The sequence below is a fragment of the Hominisplanchenecus faecis genome (genome assembly GCF_020687205.1).
GTDB lineage: Bacteria > Bacillota > Clostridia > Lachnospirales > Lachnospiraceae > Hominisplanchenecus > Hominisplanchenecus faecis.
The window spans coordinates 51,082-69,300 of the sequence record NZ_JAJEQE010000009.1; the positions used below are offsets into that span (position 1 = coordinate 51,082).

The 18,219-nt window shown below is 39.9% G+C and carries 13 protein-coding genes; 10 read left to right on the forward strand and 3 right to left on the reverse strand.

What is annotated here, in order from left to right; genetic code table 11:
• Positions 1-11 precede the first annotated feature (11 nt).
• From gyrB to LKD42_RS04545, 5 genes are all read left to right on the forward strand, one after another.
• Positions 12-1,937 carry a DNA topoisomerase (ATP-hydrolyzing) subunit B gene (gene gyrB, locus LKD42_RS04525; protein ID WP_248834934.1) on the forward strand — a complete coding sequence of 642 codons (1,926 nt, stop codon included), beginning with the start codon at positions 12-14 and terminating at the stop codon, positions 1,935-1,937.
• A 25-nt stretch (positions 1,938-1,962) separates the two neighbouring features.
• Complete coding sequence (gene gyrA / locus LKD42_RS04530; protein WP_173866477.1) at positions 1,963-4,503, forward strand: DNA gyrase subunit A; 2,541 nt, start codon at positions 1,963-1,965, stop codon at positions 4,501-4,503.
• 18 nt (positions 4,504-4,521) lie between these two features.
• Positions 4,522-5,865 carry a Mur ligase family protein gene (locus tag LKD42_RS04535; RefSeq protein WP_022118264.1) on the forward strand — a complete coding sequence of 448 codons (1,344 nt, stop codon included), beginning with the start codon at positions 4,522-4,524 and terminating at the stop codon, positions 5,863-5,865.
• Between the two features lie 15 nt (positions 5,866-5,880).
• Positions 5,881-6,600, forward strand: a complete 720-nt coding sequence (locus LKD42_RS04540) for a type 1 glutamine amidotransferase (RefSeq protein ID WP_248834935.1) — start codon at positions 5,881-5,883, stop codon at positions 6,598-6,600.
• A 238-nt stretch (positions 6,601-6,838) separates the two neighbouring features.
• Positions 6,839-10,861 carry an alpha-L-fucosidase gene (locus tag LKD42_RS04545; protein ID WP_248834936.1) on the forward strand — a complete coding sequence of 1,341 codons (4,023 nt, stop codon included), beginning with the start codon at positions 6,839-6,841 and terminating at the stop codon, positions 10,859-10,861.
• A 107-nt stretch (positions 10,862-10,968) separates the two neighbouring features.
• Here LKD42_RS04545 and LKD42_RS04550 read toward each other — a convergent pair whose 3' ends face one another.
• Positions 10,969-11,871, reverse strand: a complete 903-nt coding sequence (locus tag LKD42_RS04550; protein WP_248834937.1) for an Rpn family recombination-promoting nuclease/putative transposase — start codon at positions 11,869-11,871, stop codon at positions 10,969-10,971.
• A gap of 398 nt (positions 11,872-12,269) precedes the next feature.
• On the opposite strand from LKD42_RS04550, the gene LKD42_RS04555 reads away from it, so the two are divergent.
• From LKD42_RS04555 to LKD42_RS04575, 5 genes are read left to right on the forward strand one after another with little or no spacing between them, the layout of a single operon-like run.
• Positions 12,270-12,500 (forward strand): hypothetical protein, encoded by a 231-nt coding sequence (locus LKD42_RS04555; RefSeq protein ID WP_248834938.1) that lies wholly within the window; start codon positions 12,270-12,272, stop codon positions 12,498-12,500.
• 14 nt (positions 12,501-12,514) lie between these two features.
• Positions 12,515-13,801 carry a hypothetical protein gene (locus tag LKD42_RS04560; RefSeq protein ID WP_248834939.1) on the forward strand — a complete coding sequence of 429 codons (1,287 nt, stop codon included), beginning with the start codon at positions 12,515-12,517 and terminating at the stop codon, positions 13,799-13,801.
• A 19-nt stretch (positions 13,802-13,820) separates the two neighbouring features.
• Positions 13,821-14,804: a glycosyltransferase family 2 protein gene (locus LKD42_RS04565; RefSeq protein ID WP_173866816.1), complete on the forward strand. Its 984-nt coding sequence runs from the start codon at positions 13,821-13,823 to the stop codon at positions 14,802-14,804.
• Positions 14,792-15,985, forward strand: a complete 1,194-nt coding sequence (locus LKD42_RS04570; protein ID WP_173866815.1) for a hypothetical protein — start codon at positions 14,792-14,794, stop codon at positions 15,983-15,985. The genes LKD42_RS04565 and LKD42_RS04570 overlap by 13 nt, the downstream gene beginning before the upstream one ends.
• Complete coding sequence (locus LKD42_RS04575) at positions 15,975-17,060, forward strand: NAD-dependent epimerase/dehydratase family protein (RefSeq protein WP_248834940.1); 1,086 nt, start codon at positions 15,975-15,977, stop codon at positions 17,058-17,060. The genes LKD42_RS04570 and LKD42_RS04575 overlap by 11 nt, the downstream gene beginning before the upstream one ends.
• 71 nt (positions 17,061-17,131) lie before the next feature.
• Here LKD42_RS04575 and LKD42_RS04580 read toward each other — a convergent pair whose 3' ends face one another.
• Together LKD42_RS04580 and LKD42_RS04585 are read right to left on the reverse strand one after the other, a co-directional pair.
• Positions 17,132-17,389, reverse strand: coding sequence for a hypothetical protein (locus LKD42_RS04580; RefSeq protein WP_248834941.1), 258 nt, complete (start codon positions 17,387-17,389; stop codon positions 17,132-17,134).
• Positions 17,386-18,207 carry an acyltransferase family protein gene (locus LKD42_RS04585; protein ID WP_248834942.1) on the reverse strand — a complete coding sequence of 274 codons (822 nt, stop codon included), beginning with the start codon at positions 18,205-18,207 and terminating at the stop codon, positions 17,386-17,388. Before LKD42_RS04585 ends, LKD42_RS04580 begins: the two co-directional genes overlap by 4 nt.
• Positions 18,208-18,219: the final 12 nt, after the last annotated feature.

The following is an 18,219-nucleotide window of genomic DNA, read 5'->3' on the forward strand; positions in this document are numbered from 1 at the left end:
AGGAGGTTACTATGGGCACAGAGAGCAATGCAGAATACGGTGCAGATCAGATTCAGATATTGGAAGGTCTTGAGGCTGTACGAAAGAGACCGGGTATGTATATCGGCAGTACATCCTCCAGAGGTCTTCATCATCTGGTTTATGAGATTGTAGATAATGCAGTTGATGAAGCTCTTGCGGGGTATTGTGATACCATCCAGGTAACGATAAATAAAGATAATTCCGTAACAGTCATTGACAATGGACGAGGCATTCCGGTCGGAATCAACCACAAAGCAGGTATTCCGGCGGTAGAAGTCGTGTTTACGATCCTGCATGCCGGCGGAAAATTCGGCGGTGGCGGATACAAAGTTTCCGGTGGTCTGCATGGTGTAGGTGCGTCTGTTGTAAATGCACTTTCTACACATCTTGAAGTTACGATTTACCATGAAGGTAAAATTTATCGTCAGCGATATGAAAGAGGAAAAGTAGTATATAAATTAAAAGTGATCGGAGAATGTGATCTAAAGAAAACAGGTACAACGGTTACATTCCTGCCGGACAGCGAAATTTTTGAAGAAACAGTTTTTGATTTTAATGTGCTTAAACAGAGACTTCGTGAGATGGCATTTCTTACAAAAAATATCAAAATTGTTTTAAGAGATGACCGTCCGGAAGAACCAATCGAAAAGACGTTCCATTATGAGGGCGGTATCAAGGAGTTTGTGACTTACCTGAATAAAGGCAAGACACCGCTTTACCCGGATATTATTTACTGTGAAGGAATGAAGGATAATATTTATGTGGAAGTTGCCATGCAGCACAATGATGGATACACCGAAGGTTCCTACAGTTTTGTAAATAACATCACGACTCCGGAAGGCGGAACCCATCTGACTGGTTTTAAAAATGCACTGACAAAGACTTTTAATTCTTATGCGAGACTGAATAAACTGATCAAGGACACCGAGACACTTTCCGGTGATGATATCCGTGAAGGTCTTACCGTGATCGTAAGCATCAAGATTGAAGATCCGCAGTTTGAAGGTCAGACCAAGCAGAAACTGGGCAACAGTGAGGCACGAGGTGCCGTTGACAATATTGTTTCCGAGCAGCTGATGATCTATCTGGAACAGCATCCGCAGGTTGCAAAAATGATCCTTGAGAAATCTATCATGGCTCAGAGAGCGAGAGAGGCAGCCAGAAAAGCAAGAGATCTGACCAGAAGAAAATCTGCACTGGAAGGAATGTCTCTTCCTGGAAAACTGGCAGACTGTTCAGACAAAGATCCGAAAAACTGTGAAATCTATATTGTTGAGGGAGATTCTGCCGGTGGTTCTGCAAAGACAGCGAGAAGTCGTGCAACCCAGGCAATCCTGCCGCTTCGCGGAAAAATCCTGAATGTGGAGAAAGCAAGACTTGACCGTATTTATGCAAATGCGGAGATCAAGGCGATGATCACTGCGTTCGGAACCGGTATCCACGAAGATTTCGATATTTCAAAACTGCGTTATGACAAGATCATCATTATGACCGATGCCGATGTTGATGGTGCACATATCAGTACACTGCTTTTGACATTCCTGTACCGTTTCATGCCGGATCTGATCAAAGAAGGACATGTATATCTGGCACAGCCACCACTGTATAAACTGGAGAAAAACAAAAAAGTCTGGTATGCGTACAGCGATGAGCAGCTGGCAGCGATTCTGGGAGAAGTCGGACGAGACCAGAACAACAAGATCCAGCGTTACAAAGGTCTTGGAGAGATGGATGCAGAGCAGCTCTGGGAAACTACCATGGATCCGGAAAAACGAGTGCTCCGCCGTGTTGTTATGGATAACGAGAATTCTTCAGAACTGGATGTTACCTTTACAACGCTGATGGGCGATCAGGTAGAACCAAGAAGAGAATTTATTGAAGAGAATGCTCAGTTTGTAAAAAATCTGGATATTTAGTGCTCGGAAGTAGGAGGAAAAACTGTTGGAAGACAATATTTTTGATAAGATACATGACGTGGATTTGAAAAAGACCATGGAAGAATCTTATATCGATTATGCAATGAGCGTTATTGCAGCACGTGCATTGCCGGATGTAAGAGACGGTCTGAAGCCGGTGCAGCGAAGAGTTTTGTATTCCATGATCGAACTGAATAACGGACCTGACAAGCCGCACCGTAAATGTGCACGTATTGTCGGTGATACCATGGGTAAATATCATCCACATGGAGACAGCTCCATCTACGGAGCACTGGTAAATATGGCTCAGGACTGGTCAACCAGATATCCGCTGGTAGACGGCCACGGAAACTTTGGTTCTGTCGATGGCGACGGAGCTGCTGCCATGCGATATACTGAGGCACGTCTGAGCAAAATTTCCATGAAAATGCTTGCAGATATCGATAAAAATACGGTAGATTTTTCACCAAACTTCGATGAAACGGAGAAAGAGCCAGATGTACTTCCGGCAAGATTTCCGAATCTTCTGGTAAATGGTACGACCGGTATCGCCGTAGGTATGGCAACGAATATTCCGCCGCATAATCTGCGTGAAGTTGTAAAAGCCGTTGTGAAGATCATCGACAACCGCATTGAAGAAGGCAGGGAGACGGAGATCGAAGAAATCCTGGATATCGTAAAAGGTCCGGATTTCCCGACCGGTGCAATGATCCTCGGAACAAGAGGAATCCAGGAAGCTTACCGCACAGGACGCGGCAAGATCCGTGTGCGTGCCGTAACAGAAATCGAATCCATGCCAAACGGCAAGAGCCGTATTTTGGTATCGGAGCTGCCGTATATGGTAAACAAGGCCAGACTGATCGAAAAAATGGCAGAACTGGTACGTGATAAAAAGATTGACGGAATCACAGCGATCACAGATGAATCAAGCCGTGAAGGTATGCGTATCAACATTGAGCTTCGAAGAGATGTCAACGCAAATGTCGTACTGAATCAGCTTTTCAAACATACACAGCTCCAGGATACCTTTGGTGTGATTATGCTCGCACTGGTAAACAAAGAGCCGAAAGTTCTGAATCTTCTGGAGATGCTCCAGCATTATCTGAGACATCAGGAAGATGTTGTTACAAGACGTACACAGTACGAACTCAACAAAGCAGAAGAACGTGCACATATCTTAAAAGGTCTGCTGATCGCACTGGATCATATTGATGAAGTCATCAGCATTATCCGTGCATCCAGAACAGCAGCACTTGCAAAAGAAGCATTGATGACACGTTTTGAACTTTCCGATGCACAGGCACAGGCGATCGTAGATATGCGTCTGCGTGCACTGACCGGTCTGGAAAGAGAGAAGATCGAAGCAGAGTATGAAGCTCTGATGGCAAAGATCAAGGAGTTGAGAGCCATTCTGGCAGACGAAAATCTTCTGCTTGGCGTGATCAAAACAGAGATCATGGAAATCGCAGATAAGTATGGTGATGAGAGAAGAACTTCCATTGGATTTGATATGTATGATATTTCTACAGAAGATCTGATCCCGCGTGAAAATGTTGTGATCGCCATGACAAAACTTGGTTATATTAAACGTATGAGTGTTGACAATTTCAAGGCTCAGAACCGCGGTGGCAAGGGCATCAAGGGTATGCAGACCATCGAAGACGACTACATCGAAGAACTGCTGATGATGAATACACATCACTATCTGATGTTCTTTACCAACACCGGAAAAGTATACCGCCTGAAAGGATATGAAATCCCGGAAGCCAGCCGTACGGCAAGAGGAACGGCGATCGTCAATCTGCTCCAGCTCGCACCGGAAGAAAAGATCACGGCGATGATCCCGGTCAAAGAGTACAAGCAGGGCAAATATCTGTTTATGGCAACCAGAAAGGGTATCGTGAAAAAGACACCGCTTCTGGATTATGCAAACGTAAGAAAGACAGGACTTGCAGCCATCAGCCTGCGTGAAGATGATGAACTGATCGAAGTCAAGCTGACCAACAACAAGAAAGATATTTTCCTGGTAACAAAATACGGTCAGTGTATCCGCTTCCCGGAGACCGATGTCCGCAGCATGGGACGTACGGCGATGGGAGTCATCGGCATGCAGCTCAATGACGGCGACGAAGTCATTGGTATGCAGCTCAATACACAGGGAGATCACCTTCTGATCGTATCTGCAAACGGCATGGGAAAACTGACCTCGATCGATGAGTTCAAGAGCCAGAACCGCGGTGGTAAAGGTGTGAAATGTTATAAGATCATGGAGAAGACAGGAAACGTGATCGGTGTGAAGAACCTCCATATGGATGACGAGATCATGATGATCAATACCGAAGGCATTGTCATTCGTATGATGTGCAGCGACATTTCCGTTCTTGGACGTGTGACATCCGGTGTGAAACTTATGAATCTTTCGGAGAACGTATCTGTGGCAAGTATTGCGAAAGTCCGTGAAACTTCAGCAGACAGCGAAGATATCATTAAAAAAATCGAAGACGAAATGATCGAAGATGAGAAAAACGACGAAGAAATCAAAAACGAAGAGACAACACAGGAGTAATCAAACTGGAGGAAGACCATGATTTTGCGAAGAATGCTTGCAATCTGGATTTCAAAAGCAACATGTGTAGTATGTAAACTTGCCGGCAAACAGGGGGTAACCCTGGCCGGCAAAATTGCACTTAAAATAGATCCGAAAATCCTGATGGAACTTTCCGGGCAGGTGCGTAAAAAGATTTTTATCACCTGCGGAACAAACGGAAAGACGACAACCAATAATCTGCTCTGCTCGGCAATCGAGGCAGAAGGTGAGAAAGTGATCTGCAACCACACCGGTTCCAATATGCTCAACGGTGTCGTATCGGCATTCGTGCTGGCAGCAAAATGGAACGGAAAACTGGATGCGGATTATGCGTGTATTGAGATTGATGAGGCATCAACAGTAAGAGTTCTGCCGTATTTTAAACCGGACTATATGATTTTGACCAATCTTTTCCGTGATCAGCTCGACCGTTACGGGGAGATTGATATTACGATGGAACTGCTCAAAAAAGCCATGCATATGGCTCCTGATATGACACTTGTCGTAAATGGCGATGATGCACTTTCGGCATTTCTTGCAAAAGATTCCGGTAACAAATATGTTACGTTTGGTATCGGAAAGCAGTGTCAGCAGGAAAAAGAAAATGCAAGAGAGATCCGGGAAGGGCAGTTCTGCAAATGCTGCGGAGAAAAGCTGAATTACCATTTTTACCATTACAGTCAGCTTGGGGATTATGAGTGTCCGAACTGCGGATTTAAAAGACCGAAGCTCGATTTTGATGCTGAAAACGTAAAAAGCGGTGGAAAACTTTCCTTCGATGTGGATAACAGAGAAATAAAAGCCAACTACCGTGGATTCTACAACGTTTATAATATTCTGGCAGCCTATGCAGCAGCTCGCACAGCCGGTCTGGAATTAAAGAATTACAACAAAGTGCTGGCAGACTACAATCCGCAGAACGGACGTATGGAGCATTTTCATATCAAAAATACCGATGTTCTGCTGAACCTTGCAAAGAATCCGGCTGGATTTAACCAGAATATTTCCGCAGTGCAGGAAGATGACAAACCGAAAGATATCATCGTGCTGATCAACGATAAAGATCAGGATGGTACGGATATTTCCTGGCTCTGGGATGTGGATTTTGACCGTTTTCAGGATATGAATGCAGCGTCGATCACGGTCAGCGGAATCCGATGCCAGGATATGCGTCTGCGTCTGAAATATGTTGATATTCCATCCAGGCTGGAACCGGATGTAGAAAAGGCGATCCGCAGCCGCATTGCAGACGGAACCGGAAATCTGTACGTGCTGGTAAATTATACGGCACTTTATGACACTCACAATATCCTGAAAAAATTAGAGCAGGAAAAAGCGTAGGAGGCGGCAGAAGCTATGAAAATTACAATCGGACATCTTTATCCGGATCTGTTGAACCTCTACGGAGACCGGGGAAATATCCAGTGCATGATGAAACGCTGCCAGTGGAGAGGCATTGAAGCAGAAACGCTGGAATTTAAACTGGAAGATGAAGTAGATTTTTCCAAACTAGATATTGTGCTGCTCGGAGGCGGTTCTGACCGTGAGCAGATGATCGTCTGCAAAAGACTGCAGCAGATCCAGAAAAACTTTAAAGATTATGTGGAAGACGGCGGTGTTGTGATCGCTGTCTGCGGTGGTTATCAGTTGCTTGGAGATTACTATCAGACGGACGAAGGCCGCATGGAAGGACTGCATCTGGTCAAACTCCATACGGAGCAGAAACCGGGAAGACTGATCAGCAATATCGTGCTGAAAAGCGATCTTTTTGATATGCCGGTCGTTGGATTTGAAAATCACGGCGGACGTACCGATATCGGTGATAACCAGCCGTTTGGCAAAGTCCTGTATGGTTCCGGAAACGACGGTGAATCTGGCTATGAAGGTATTGTATACAAGCATGTGATCGGCACCTATCTGCACGGACCACTGCTGCCGAAAAATCCACAGGTCTGTGACTGGCTGATAGAGAAAGCACTGGAGCGAAAATACGGAAAAGACATTGAGCTTCAGCCACTGGATGATCAGGAAGAAAAAGAAGCAAACGCTTATATAGTAAACAGATTTGTAAAATAGAGTATCAAAAAATAACGCACAAAAGAATAAATTTTATGATTTTCTGACACAAAGCAGGAAATTACAGGACAAAATAGATAGAAAAAAAGAATCTCTGAAAGCTGATTATTGGAAGGATAGATAAAAAATCTTCCGGTAATCAGCTTTTTTTAGTAAATAGTAATTGAAAAAAGAAATTGAAAATGTTAAGATAAAGCAGATACATAAACATGTTTTTTTATAAAACAGGAGGGTTTTTATGAAGTGGAAACAGTATTTAGCTATTATGACAGCAGCTGCAATGGTTATTTCCGGACCGGCAGTACCGATGAGTCAGGTATTCGCAGCAGATGCTCAGATGGTAACAGATGCAGATTTAAATGACACGACGGTGGCAGAGCCTGCAGCATGGGGAGCAACACCGAATGATGAACAGCTTTGGTACATGAAACAGGGGACAGCAGCATTCTGTCATTTCGGACCGAATACATTTAATAACGTTGAGTGGGGCGAAAAGTATGGAGAGACTGCTCCGGTAAATCTTTTTACTCTGACGAAAGATTTTGATGCAGAATCTCTTGTAAAAGCGGTAAAAGAAGCTGGATTCAGCCGTCTGATCCTCACAGCAAAACACCATGATGGATTTTGTCTGTGGTCAAGTGAGTATACGGATTATGATATAGCAAGTACAAACTATAAAAACGGCAAAGGAGATATTCTGGAAGAAATCTCAGATGCATGTACCAAGTATAATCTGGATATGGGCTGTTATCTTTCACCATGGGATATCTATGAAGATAAATATGGATGTTTCGGCGATAACAACAATAAGAAAAACAACCATAATAAAGGAAGTGAGAAAGGAACTTTCACGGATTACAATAAACTGTATGTAGCATGGATCAATGAAATCTGTCAGGCAAAAAAAGCAGATGGAAGCTATAAATATGGCAATAATAATCCAAAACGCCGTTCTGACCGTTTTGTAGAATGGTGGATGGATGGAGCACAGGGAAGTGCAAGTAATAGACAGACATACGACTGGAAAGCAATCCTGGGTGCTATCAGAGAGAATAATCCGCACTGTCAGGTATTTGGAACAGGTAAAGCGGTAAATGGTAAGAACGGTGCTGAAGATAAAGCACTGGCAGGAACGGGTGGTATCCACTGGATTGGAAACGAATCAGGCTGGGCATCTAATGAAACATGGGCAAAGATCAATATTGGTGAAGACTATGAGGAATTACCAAAATCCGATGGAGCTTATATTGGTGTGAGCGAAGGTGTACAGTGGTCTGTACCGGAAGTTGACACGAAAATGTTGGCAGGATGGTTCTGGAGAGATTCAGCAGGAGACAGTACGACAAAATCAGAAAAAGATCTTGCAGATATTTATTTCCGTACCGTGGGACGAGGTGCAACTTTACTTATGAATCTGTCTCCAAATAAAGAGGGTAAGGTAGGAGAAACACAGTTAAACCGTTTTAAAGAGTTTGGAAGCAACATTCAGGAAACCTTTGATGAGGACTTTACCAAAGAAGAAGGTGTAACAGCAAGTGCAACTTCTGTATGGGGAAATTCCAAAGAATTTTCGGCAAGTAAAGTAATTGATACGATTCCGGAAGGTCAGACATATGATGAAACATACTGGGCACCGGAAGATGGTAAGACAACAGGAAGTCTGGAGATTAATCTGAATGGTATTAAGAAATTCGATGTTGTTTCTATCGAGGAATATATCCAGAAAGGACAGACGATTTCTTCTTTCACAGTAGAATATAAAGACGTAACAGGAAGATGGCATGATTTCGGAAAAGGAGCTACGATTTCTGCAAAGCGTCTGTGCCGCAGTGAAGCAGTAGAAGGAACCGCAGTACGTATCAATATCACAGGGGCAAAAGCAACACCGAAGATCTGTAATGTAGGCGTATACAAAGCAGCAAAAGGATTCGAAGTAGAGTCATCAGGAAGTACGGTACTTCCGACTAACCTGAAAAAGATAGGAATCAGTAAGGCAACAAGAGAAGGTAACTGGACATTCGAAGCAGATGAAGATGGTGTAGCACAGGGTTCTGCATGGGGAAATGCAGGTGTAACAGCCAGCTTTAAATTTACAGGAACAAAAGCATGGGTTATTGGAACAGCTGATCCAAATCATGGAAACATGGACGTTTACATTGATGGAACAAAAGTTGATACGGTAAGTACAAAACAGGCTTCAAGAAAAATGGGAGCCCTGCTGTATACGACGAAAGAACTTGCATATGGAGAGCATACCATCAAACTTGTGGGAACTTCACAGGCACTTGGTATCAGTAAGATCTGGTATGCAGATGGTTCCGGTATCTTCAGTATGAAACAAAAAGAATGTGATCTGCTGTATGGCGGAACATATGATGTTGAAATTACACGTACTGCAGGTTCACATGGAAAAGTTACTGTTGGATATTCAACACAGTCAGCAGGGGCAGAACAAGGAGTAAACTATATCAACCTGACAGGAACCGTAACGTTTGAAGATGGAGAAACATCAAAGACAATTACTCTGACAGGACTGGAGAATGACAGAAGTGCTGATGGAAAAGACTTTTATTTCACATTGATGCAGGCAGAAAATTCAGAAGCATCTTTCGATACAGACAGTTATACACATGTAACATTGTATCATCCAAATGTAGATAAAATAATGGAAAGAGCAGAAGAAATCAATCTTGCAGACTATGAAGCAACAAGTGCAAATGCATTCCAGAGTGCAGTTTCCACATTGAAGGATCTGTTATTCGATGAAAAGGCAACGGATGAACAGAAGAAAACTGCCCTGAATACACTTGTAAAAGCTAAGAATGAACTTGTTTCAACAGGCAGCACAGGAATGGTTCTTCCAACAGCAGGAGAAGAAACAGAAGTAGAGGCAGAGGACTTTACACTGAAGCCGTTAAATGGAGATTCTACCAACCATGTACATGTAGTGGAACGATCTGAAGCAAGTGGCGGAAAAGTGGTCGACTGGTTTATGAATGGAGATACTATTTCCATGAACTTCTATGCTCCGGCAGCAGGACAGTATAAAGTGAAGGCTACTTATCAGAGTGGACGTACAGAGGCAGGCGGAAATCCAAATGTATTTTCATGGAAGGGTACTAATGTAGAGAGTGGAAGTCTGGATGTATATGGAGAAGCCGGTGCAACACAGGTACATACTGCAGAATTTACCATTAATGTAACAAAAAAAGGTCATGGCACTTTAGTTTTTGAAGGAACAGAAAAAGAAGGACCAAGAATTGATAAATTCGTATTCTCAAAAGAAAGTAAAGAAGCAACAGGCATTCAGATCAATAAACAGAAAATGAGCCTGAGCAAAAAAGATCAGACAGAAAGAATCTACGTAAAAGTAAATCCGGAGGATAGTGCAAACCAGAATGTAACATTTACGACTTCGGATAGCAAAGTAGCTACAGTAGATGAAAAAGGAAATGTAAAGGCAGTTGCAAACGGAACCGCTGTGATTACAGTAACCACTAAAGATGGAAAGCACAGTGCTTCCTGTGAGGTTACGGTATTTATCGAACAGCAGGTTATTGATGAACTGATTACAAAAATCAATGATGAACTTACTGCTTTAAAAGACAAGAAGGAAAGTGATTATACACCAGAATCTTGGAAAGAGTATAAGAAAGCTCTGGAAGCAGCTACAAACGCAGCAAAAGATGAAAAGGCAACGAAAGCAGACTTAGAGAAGGCACTTGCAGATCTGCAGGCAGCAGCAGCAAAACTTCAGAAAAAAGCACCTGAGTCAGAAACACCGTCAACGGATAAAAAGCCGGAAACTCCTTCAACCGATTCCAAGAATCCAACTGTTGGAACAGAAGCAAAAGTAGGAAAAGGTATCTATCGTGTAACAAACGCAAAGAAAAAGACAGTAGTTCTGGTAAAACCGCGTAAAGCCAACAATACAAGCTTTAACGTACCAAAGAGTGTGAAACTGGCAGACGGAAGATATAAAGTAGTTGGAATTGCTAAAAATGCATTTAAGAACAACAGAAAACTGAAGAAAGTTGTCATCGGAAGTCAGGTAACAAAGATCGGTGCAAATGCATTCAGCGGAGCTAAAAATCTGAAGACTATTACAATCAAATCCAAATCTCTGAAGAGCGTTGGAAAGAATGCATTCAAGGGAATCCATAAGAACTGCAAGATTAAAGTTCCAGCTAAGAAATTAAATAGCTACAAGAAACTTCTGAGTAAAAAAGGTCAGAAAGCAAGCGTAAAAATTACAAAATAAACCAGAGTCGAGAGTATCAATTCTGAAATAAAAGAGTAGTCTAAAAGAGTTGCCACAAAGGTGAAAAAACACCGGAGTGGCAGCTCTTTTAATATATGAGATAAAAATTATACATTCAGTGTTTCTGGAAGTTCGGCGATTTCACGTGCTTCTTTTTCTGAAAATCCCTTTTCGATAAGGTGTTTATATACGCGAACTTTTTCAGCGTGGATACCGGCAGTTTTACCGAGTTCAATTCCCTGCTTAATTCCCTGCTTAATTCCTTCTCCAATACCTTGCTTCAAGCCTTTTTCAATGCCCATTTTTTCAAGTCTTTCTGCTACGTCACACATACTTCGAACCCCTTTCTTTTCCTGAAATATTGTCAGATAACGTTCATCACCGGTCATGACCTGAAGAAGTTTCAGTACTTCATCTATATGACGAATTTCTGTTGGATCATCCGGGATATAGTTTTTATTTTTTCTTTTCTGAACGAAGAAATTTGCTACGACTTTAAAATCACTGTGGAAACGGTCAATCTCTGCTTCTGAGAGCCATGCAATTTCAAATATTTTCATTTCATAATCATTAATATAATTTTCCAGTTCTTTTGGAATTTTCATCAATCCTTTGATGTTCTTTTGGCTATACCAGTGATGTTTTGTGCCAAAGTATAAGACAATCGTCATAACCGGAAGAATTTCTTTACGTTCTTTTAATAACTGACTGCGATATGAAGCACCATCATAACCTATAATACGGAATGGCATATTTTTTTCTACAATGCTTTGATTTTCAATTCCACAGATTGCAAGCTCTACTTTTTTGTCTTTCCAGTATTTTGCAACATCCCTCTCCAGTTCATGAATTTTTCCATCCTCTGATTTATATTGAGAATGAACCTGAGTATTTTCCAGAGACTCCGGCAAAATTCGCTGTTCCCCGTTAAAAATCAGTCCGTTTATAATGTCTGCAAATACATCGTTATAATCTTCCAGTAGTTTTTCTGTAATATCTTTTTGTCCCATAGGCTGCTCCTTTTCTTTTGTTAAGTGATAAGTGAGTTCATCTGACACAGAACAACCTGAATATAAAAATTTTTCTTATGAGACAGATAAAAATACAGTTTCTTCAAGCCGCCTGTGCAGGTATTTGATTTTGTTGGATTTTCCTGCCGAACGGCAATGAAAGTCAGATTAAAAAATGAAATAAAGATTGTTTGTGCTTATTATAAATGAATAAGTGATGCTTGTCAATCTTTTTGAATACTTTTGGAAGAAAATTGGAAATATCAAAAAGAGCAGAAAAAACTTTTCAAAAATGAAAAGGATAATGGAGTAAAAATAATTTATAAACTGTGAGCTTTAAAAAGCAAAAAAAGTAAGGTATAATACAAAAGAAATATAATAAAATCGGAGGAGAAAAAGTGAAAAAGTTTACTTATCAGGCAACGCAAAAATTGTATGCACTTATAGTTGGAATAATATTTTTGTTGATATTATTTGGACAATGGTGCAGCTTTAAATTAAAAAAAGGATTTTTGATTCCAAATATTGTAATTTTAGGGGGAATTATTTTAGCTGGAGCATTCGTATATTACTGGCGATATAAAAAAATGGAAAGCAGAAGGCAGAGAGGATACGGAAGTATGATTTAATTGTAAAAATTTCTTTGATTATATTATTTGTTGTTCAAATTTTTATTGCATACAATATAGTTTTTGAACCTGGATGGGATGCAGGAGGAGTTTACAACAGTGCAAAAATATTTGTAAACGGAAATCGGGCGGATATCGTTATAAGATATCCATTTTCTATGTATCCAAATAATTTACTGCTGCTGTTTATAGAGTCAGCTGTTATTTCTTTCTGTAATTTGTTTGCAAATGAAAATGAAGTTGTACAGTTAATGGTTTTTGCTGTTCTTAATTCCATGATAAACGTTGCTGCGTGCTATTTGACATATAAAAGTGCCAGTCTCATTTGTAAGAAAGAAATTGCATTTGCTGCCTTTATATTAGCTGTTTTAAATTTTGGGTTATCTCCGTGGAATGTTGTTTTTTATTCAGATTCGTTAGGATTGGTTTTTCCGATACTGACGTTTTATTTATTTATGAAACCAAATAAAACAGAAAAAATGAATTGGATTTCCAAAATTATGGCAGTGATTGCAGGATGTATCGGATATAATATCAAGCCACAATGTCTTATTATGCTGATAGCACTGTTTATCATCCAGTTTTTCAGTTGTTTAAGAAACAAGAAAAAACTTCTTCAAATTGTGATGTTGGCGGGATGTTTTATTTTTTCACTAATAACAATAAAAACAAGTATCAACCTGATTTGTGAAAAAAATCAAATTGTTCTGGATTCAAATCAGAGATTGGGAATGTCCCATTTTCTGATGATGGGAAATAATGAAGAAGGTGGAGGTCTTTACGTTGGGGATGATGTGATATATTCAAAATCCTTTGCAACGCCACAGGAAAGAAAAAAAGCAAATATACAAAGAACTTTTGAAAGAATGAAAGATATGGGAATAGCAGGTTATCTTCGATTTTTAGCAAAAAAGATGCTTACTGTCTATAATGATGGTACTTATGCATGGGGCGGAGAAGGAAACTTTTTTATGGTTGTTTTTCCGCAGCCTGATAATCATATAGCTGTCTTTCTAAGAAATATATATTATGCAGATCACAAATATTATGATATCTATGTAACAGTAATGCAGAGTATCTGGGTTTTTGTGCTGGGTGCGGCTGCTCTCTCGGGATTGGGAAAAGAAAATCGGCAGGAGATTATAGTGCTGATGCTTTCCATTGCAGGACTGACCTTATTTGAAGTTCTTTTCGAAGCGAGAGCCAGATATCTGTATACATATGCTCCGGTATTTTGTATTTTAGCAGCAATTGGAATAGAAAAATTAAACAGTGAGATAAAGAAGAAAAGCAGATTATAAAAATATTTGAGGAGAAAAAATGAAACCAAGATTATATATGATAATACCTTGTTACAATGAAGAAAAAGTGCTTCCTATTACATCAGAAATGTTTCTGGAAGAGCTGAATTTATTGATAGCAAAAGATAAAATAAGTGAAAACAGCAGAATTTTATTTGTCAATGATGGAAGTAAGGATAAAACATGGGATTTGATTAAGGAACTTTCAGAGAAAGACGAACATTTCATCGGGATTTGTCAGAGCCGAAACAGAGGACATCAAAATGCTGTTCTGGCAGGAATGATGGAAGCAAAGGATGTTGCGGACATTACTATTTCAATTGATTGTGACGGACAAGATGATATAGCTGCTATGGAAGCGATGGTGGATCGTTATCATGAGGGCTGCGAAATCGTATATGGTGTAAGAAGCAATCGTGATACAGATACATTTTTTAAGAGATTTACGGCTCAGACTTTTTATAAGCTATTAAATAAACTTGGGGGAGAGATTGTGTACAATCATGCAGATTATCGACTGGTTTCAGCCAGAGTATTAAAGGAATTTGCAAATTTTAAAGAAGTCAATCTATTCTTGCGAGGTATGATTCCACTGGTAGGATTTAAAAGTACGAGCGTTTATTATGAAAGGCACGAAAGAATTGCCGGGGAATCTCATTATCCACTTTCCAAAATGCTTGCACTGGCATTTGATGGAATTACAAGTTTGAGTGTAAAACCGATTCGCTTGATTGCAGGGTTTGGACTTGGAGTTTCTGCCTTAAGTTTTATAGGAATTATCTGGGCGGTTGTTGCAACAATTTTAGGAAGAACCGTAGCCGGATGGTCCAGTACGGTATGTATCGTATGCTTTATGGGAGGAATACAGTTGATCTGTCTCGGTGTTTTGGGAGAATATATCGGAAAAATCTATATGGAAGTAAAAGCAAGACCGCGATATATTATCAGTGAACGCACATGGGAAAAAGATGAAAAGGCGGAGAAAAAGAAATGTTCAAAATAGAAAGAAAAATTGTAGAATTTGTGGAACGAAATGTTAATATATTATTTATACTGGCAATTACAGGTTTGGCAATTGCTGTACGTTATGCAGGAAGAGATTTTGTTTCCGGTGATATGACATGGTTTCTTCTGGGATGGTTTCAAAAAATAGCGGATAACGGAGGCATCCATAGTTTAAAAAATCAGGTTGGAGATTACAATATATTATATCAGACAATAGTAGCATTATTTACATATATAGGAGACAAGAGCATTTATTACTATAAAATATTATCGATTTTCTTTGATTTTTGCATGGCAATATCAGCAGCTATATTTGCATGCGAATTGAGCAAAAAAGAAAAAAATGATAAAGTATTTTTTATTACGTTTGCTGCAGTTATCATGTTGCCGACCGTTATTCTTAATTCTGCTTACTGGGGACAATGCGATTCTATTTATACGACCTTTATCATTCTTACATTACTGTATTTGTATAAGGGAAAATATCACAGTGCATTTGTTTTTTTAGGTATTGCTTTTGCATTTAAAATGCAGACAATATTTATTTTTCCATTTATTATATGCTTCTATATTTATAAAAAACAATTTAGCATATTTGAACTTCTTATTACCGTGTTTACCTTCTGGATATCGGGAATATGTGCTTTTGTCCAGGGACGGAGCTTACTTGATCCGTTTAGAATTTATGCGAGTCAGACAGGTACATACCAGGATATGCATGTGAATTTTCCGAGCTTTTGGATGTTTGTAGGAAATGATTATGAATGGCTGAAAACGGCAGCAATCGTTATGGCGGCAAGCATATGTGGTATGGGATTGTATATTATTATGAAAAGAAAGTTAGATTGCAGTCGTCCTGAAAATTTTGTATGTATTGCGAGCTGGTTTATCTGGACTTGTGTATTGTTTTTACCGGCAATGCATGAAAGATATGCATATCCGTTGGAAATACTTTTGGTTATACTTACTTGCATCAATAAAGACTATTTAAAGTATTCTTCGGTGGTAATATTATTTAGTTTATTTACTTATGGAAATTATCTGTTTTCAAATGGGGGACTTGACAAGTATATAGTAATTATTTATGCAGGCTGTTATTTACATTTTACATATACAATCCTAAAAAAGAACAGTAAGACGGCTACAGTAACAGACAAGGAGATGCAAAATGAATCATAAAATTTTACAGGAAAGTGCAGACGATTCTATTTTACAGGAAGATCTGGATCGTATTTCAGAGAGTGATATTCCATTGGAAGAGCTGAAGGGCAAGACAGTTCTGGTAACGGGAGCGACCGGGCTGATTGGTTCTCTGCTGGTAAAAGCATTACAGTGTTGTAATCGAAGAAAAGAGACAGGTATCAAAATCCTGGCACTTGTGCGTAATCAGGAAAAGGCAGAAAGACTTTTTGGTGATCTGTTAAAGAGAGAGGATTTAAAGCTGGTGATCGGAGATATTACGATGCCGGTTGCTGTAGAAGATAAGATTGATTATATCATCCACTGTGCGAGTATCACGACTTCTAAAATCATGATCAGCAGACCGGTGGACGTGATCCGGACGTCTCTTAACGGAACGGAGAATCTGCTGGAACTTGCAAAGGAAAAACAGGTCAGAAGCATGGTTTATGTTTCTTCAATGGAAATGTATGGGGTATTAAATTTACAGGATGATCAGATGGTGACAGAGGAAATGACGGGTTATTTAAATCCGCTGGCATTACGGAGCAATTATCCGGAAAGCAAGCGTATGTGTGAGAATATGTGCGTTGCCTATGGAACGCAGTATGAAGTTCCGGTGAAGATTGCAAGACTGGCACAGACGTTTGGTGCTGGAGTATTGCCGGGGGAAAACCGTGTTTTTGCACAGTTTGCAAGAAGTGCCATGAAGGGCAGTGATATTGTACTTCATACAGAAGGAAAATCCGAAGGAAATTATTGCTATACGGCGGATGCAGTACGGGCATTGCTGACCATTCTGGTTAAAGGCGAAAATATGCAGGCCTATAATGTGGTGAATGAGAAATCGCATATTACGATTGCAGATATGGCAAAATTTGTTGCAGAGAAGATTGCAGAAAAGCCGATAGAGGTTGTATTTGATATTCCAAAGGAAAATAAATTTGGATATGCCAGTGATACAAAAATGCATCTGGCTGCCACCAGATTGATGGCACTTGGATGGCAGCCGGAAACAGATCTGGAAGAATCCTATCGAAGACTGATTGCGAGTATGAAAAACAGAAATGTTTAAAAGTATTTTTATAGATTTGGCAGTAAATGATTCGATTTGTCTGAAATAGTTACACAGTCTTCCGTAATCGTTCAGACATCAAAATATCGGTCAAGCTTACTTAAGGATTTGCGTATGTGAAGCAACTGAAACAGTTTGCTTCGAACCGCATCTACACAGCAGCCAACAACAAAAATGGCAAGGATAATTCCGAAAAAGAATAAGAGCATTTTTGAAACAGAACCATTTGTGATAAAAGCAAAATGGTCTGTCATGACATAACTGCGGACAAGAGGATGATCATGCAACAGATAGACACCGAAAGAAAGCGGTGATATCAGCATGATCATTTTTTTGCAAAATCAGAAAAATTCATGCTGCCAAAAACAAGAAGCAATGACATGGCAGACACTACAATAAAAGGCGAAGTATAGTGAATCAAAAAAGAAGAATCCAGAGTAAATCCGCTGATCGGAAATTTTTCAACAAGAATTTTGCTGCTCCATGTAATTAAAATGCAGAAAAAATATAAGATAAAGTATTTTTTCTTTTTAGAGTGAGAGACCAGATTCAGTTTTTTGATGCACGCACCGAGAAGATACATCAGTGTGAGCCAGAAAACACTGTATCCGTCGCCCGTATAAAAAACATCCTGCTGCGGTGTAAAAGTCTGTGAAATGCTTGGAACCACAGAAAATACGACAAAAATAAAACAGAATAAAGTTTTTATCTGCTTTTCGGAGAGATTCCGAAACATCTGATTGATAAATGGGGAGAGAAAAAACACTCCTGCATAAGCAGTAAAATACCAGTATTCTTTTCGGGTGACCGGAAAGAGTGCTTGTATCCAGCCGGATGTATTTCTGCTTTCCGGAAGCAGAAAAAAGAAAACTGTGTTGATCAGGATTCCATAAAATAAGACCTGAAGCCAAAGAATCAGAATGTTTGAAATCTTAAAATGAGAATCAACACTGACAAATCCGGATATCATAGCGTAAGTATTTACAGCACCGAAGGCAATCACTTCCAGCAGCCACGCAATCTGATAATGTACCGATAAAAAAGAAACAGAACGTAAAATACCGCCATGCCCCAGAGTGTGGAGCATGACGATCATAATCATAGAAATCATTCGAAGAAAATCAATACCATAATTTCGTGTTTTCATAAGTCTTTTCCT

Bases quoted from the DNA above. Each gene is read 5' to 3' on its own strand.
- gyrB (WP_248834934.1), top strand. From the start codon at position 12: ATGGGCACAGAGAGCAATGCAGAATACGGTGCAGATCAGATTCAGATA.
- LKD42_RS04535 (WP_022118264.1), top strand. From the start codon at position 4,522: ATGATTTTGCGAAGAATGCTTGCAATCTGGATTTCAAAAGCAACATGT.
- LKD42_RS04540 (WP_248834935.1), top strand. From the start codon at position 5,881: ATGAAAATTACAATCGGACATCTTTATCCGGATCTGTTGAACCTCTAC.
- LKD42_RS04545 (WP_248834936.1), top strand. From the start codon at position 6,839: ATGAAGTGGAAACAGTATTTAGCTATTATGACAGCAGCTGCAATGGTT.
- LKD42_RS04550 (WP_248834937.1), bottom strand. From the start codon at position 11,871: ATGGGACAAAAAGATATTACAGAAAAACTACTGGAAGATTATAACGAT.
- LKD42_RS04565 (WP_173866816.1), top strand. From the start codon at position 13,821: ATGAAACCAAGATTATATATGATAATACCTTGTTACAATGAAGAAAAA.
- LKD42_RS04570 (WP_173866815.1), top strand. From the start codon at position 14,792: ATGTTCAAAATAGAAAGAAAAATTGTAGAATTTGTGGAACGAAATGTT.
- LKD42_RS04575 (WP_248834940.1), top strand. From the start codon at position 15,975: ATGAATCATAAAATTTTACAGGAAAGTGCAGACGATTCTATTTTACAG.
- LKD42_RS04580 (WP_248834941.1), bottom strand. From the start codon at position 17,389: ATGATCATGCTGATATCACCGCTTTCTTTCGGTGTCTATCTGTTGCAT.
- LKD42_RS04585 (WP_248834942.1), bottom strand. From the start codon at position 18,207: ATGAAAACACGAAATTATGGTATTGATTTTCTTCGAATGATTTCTATG.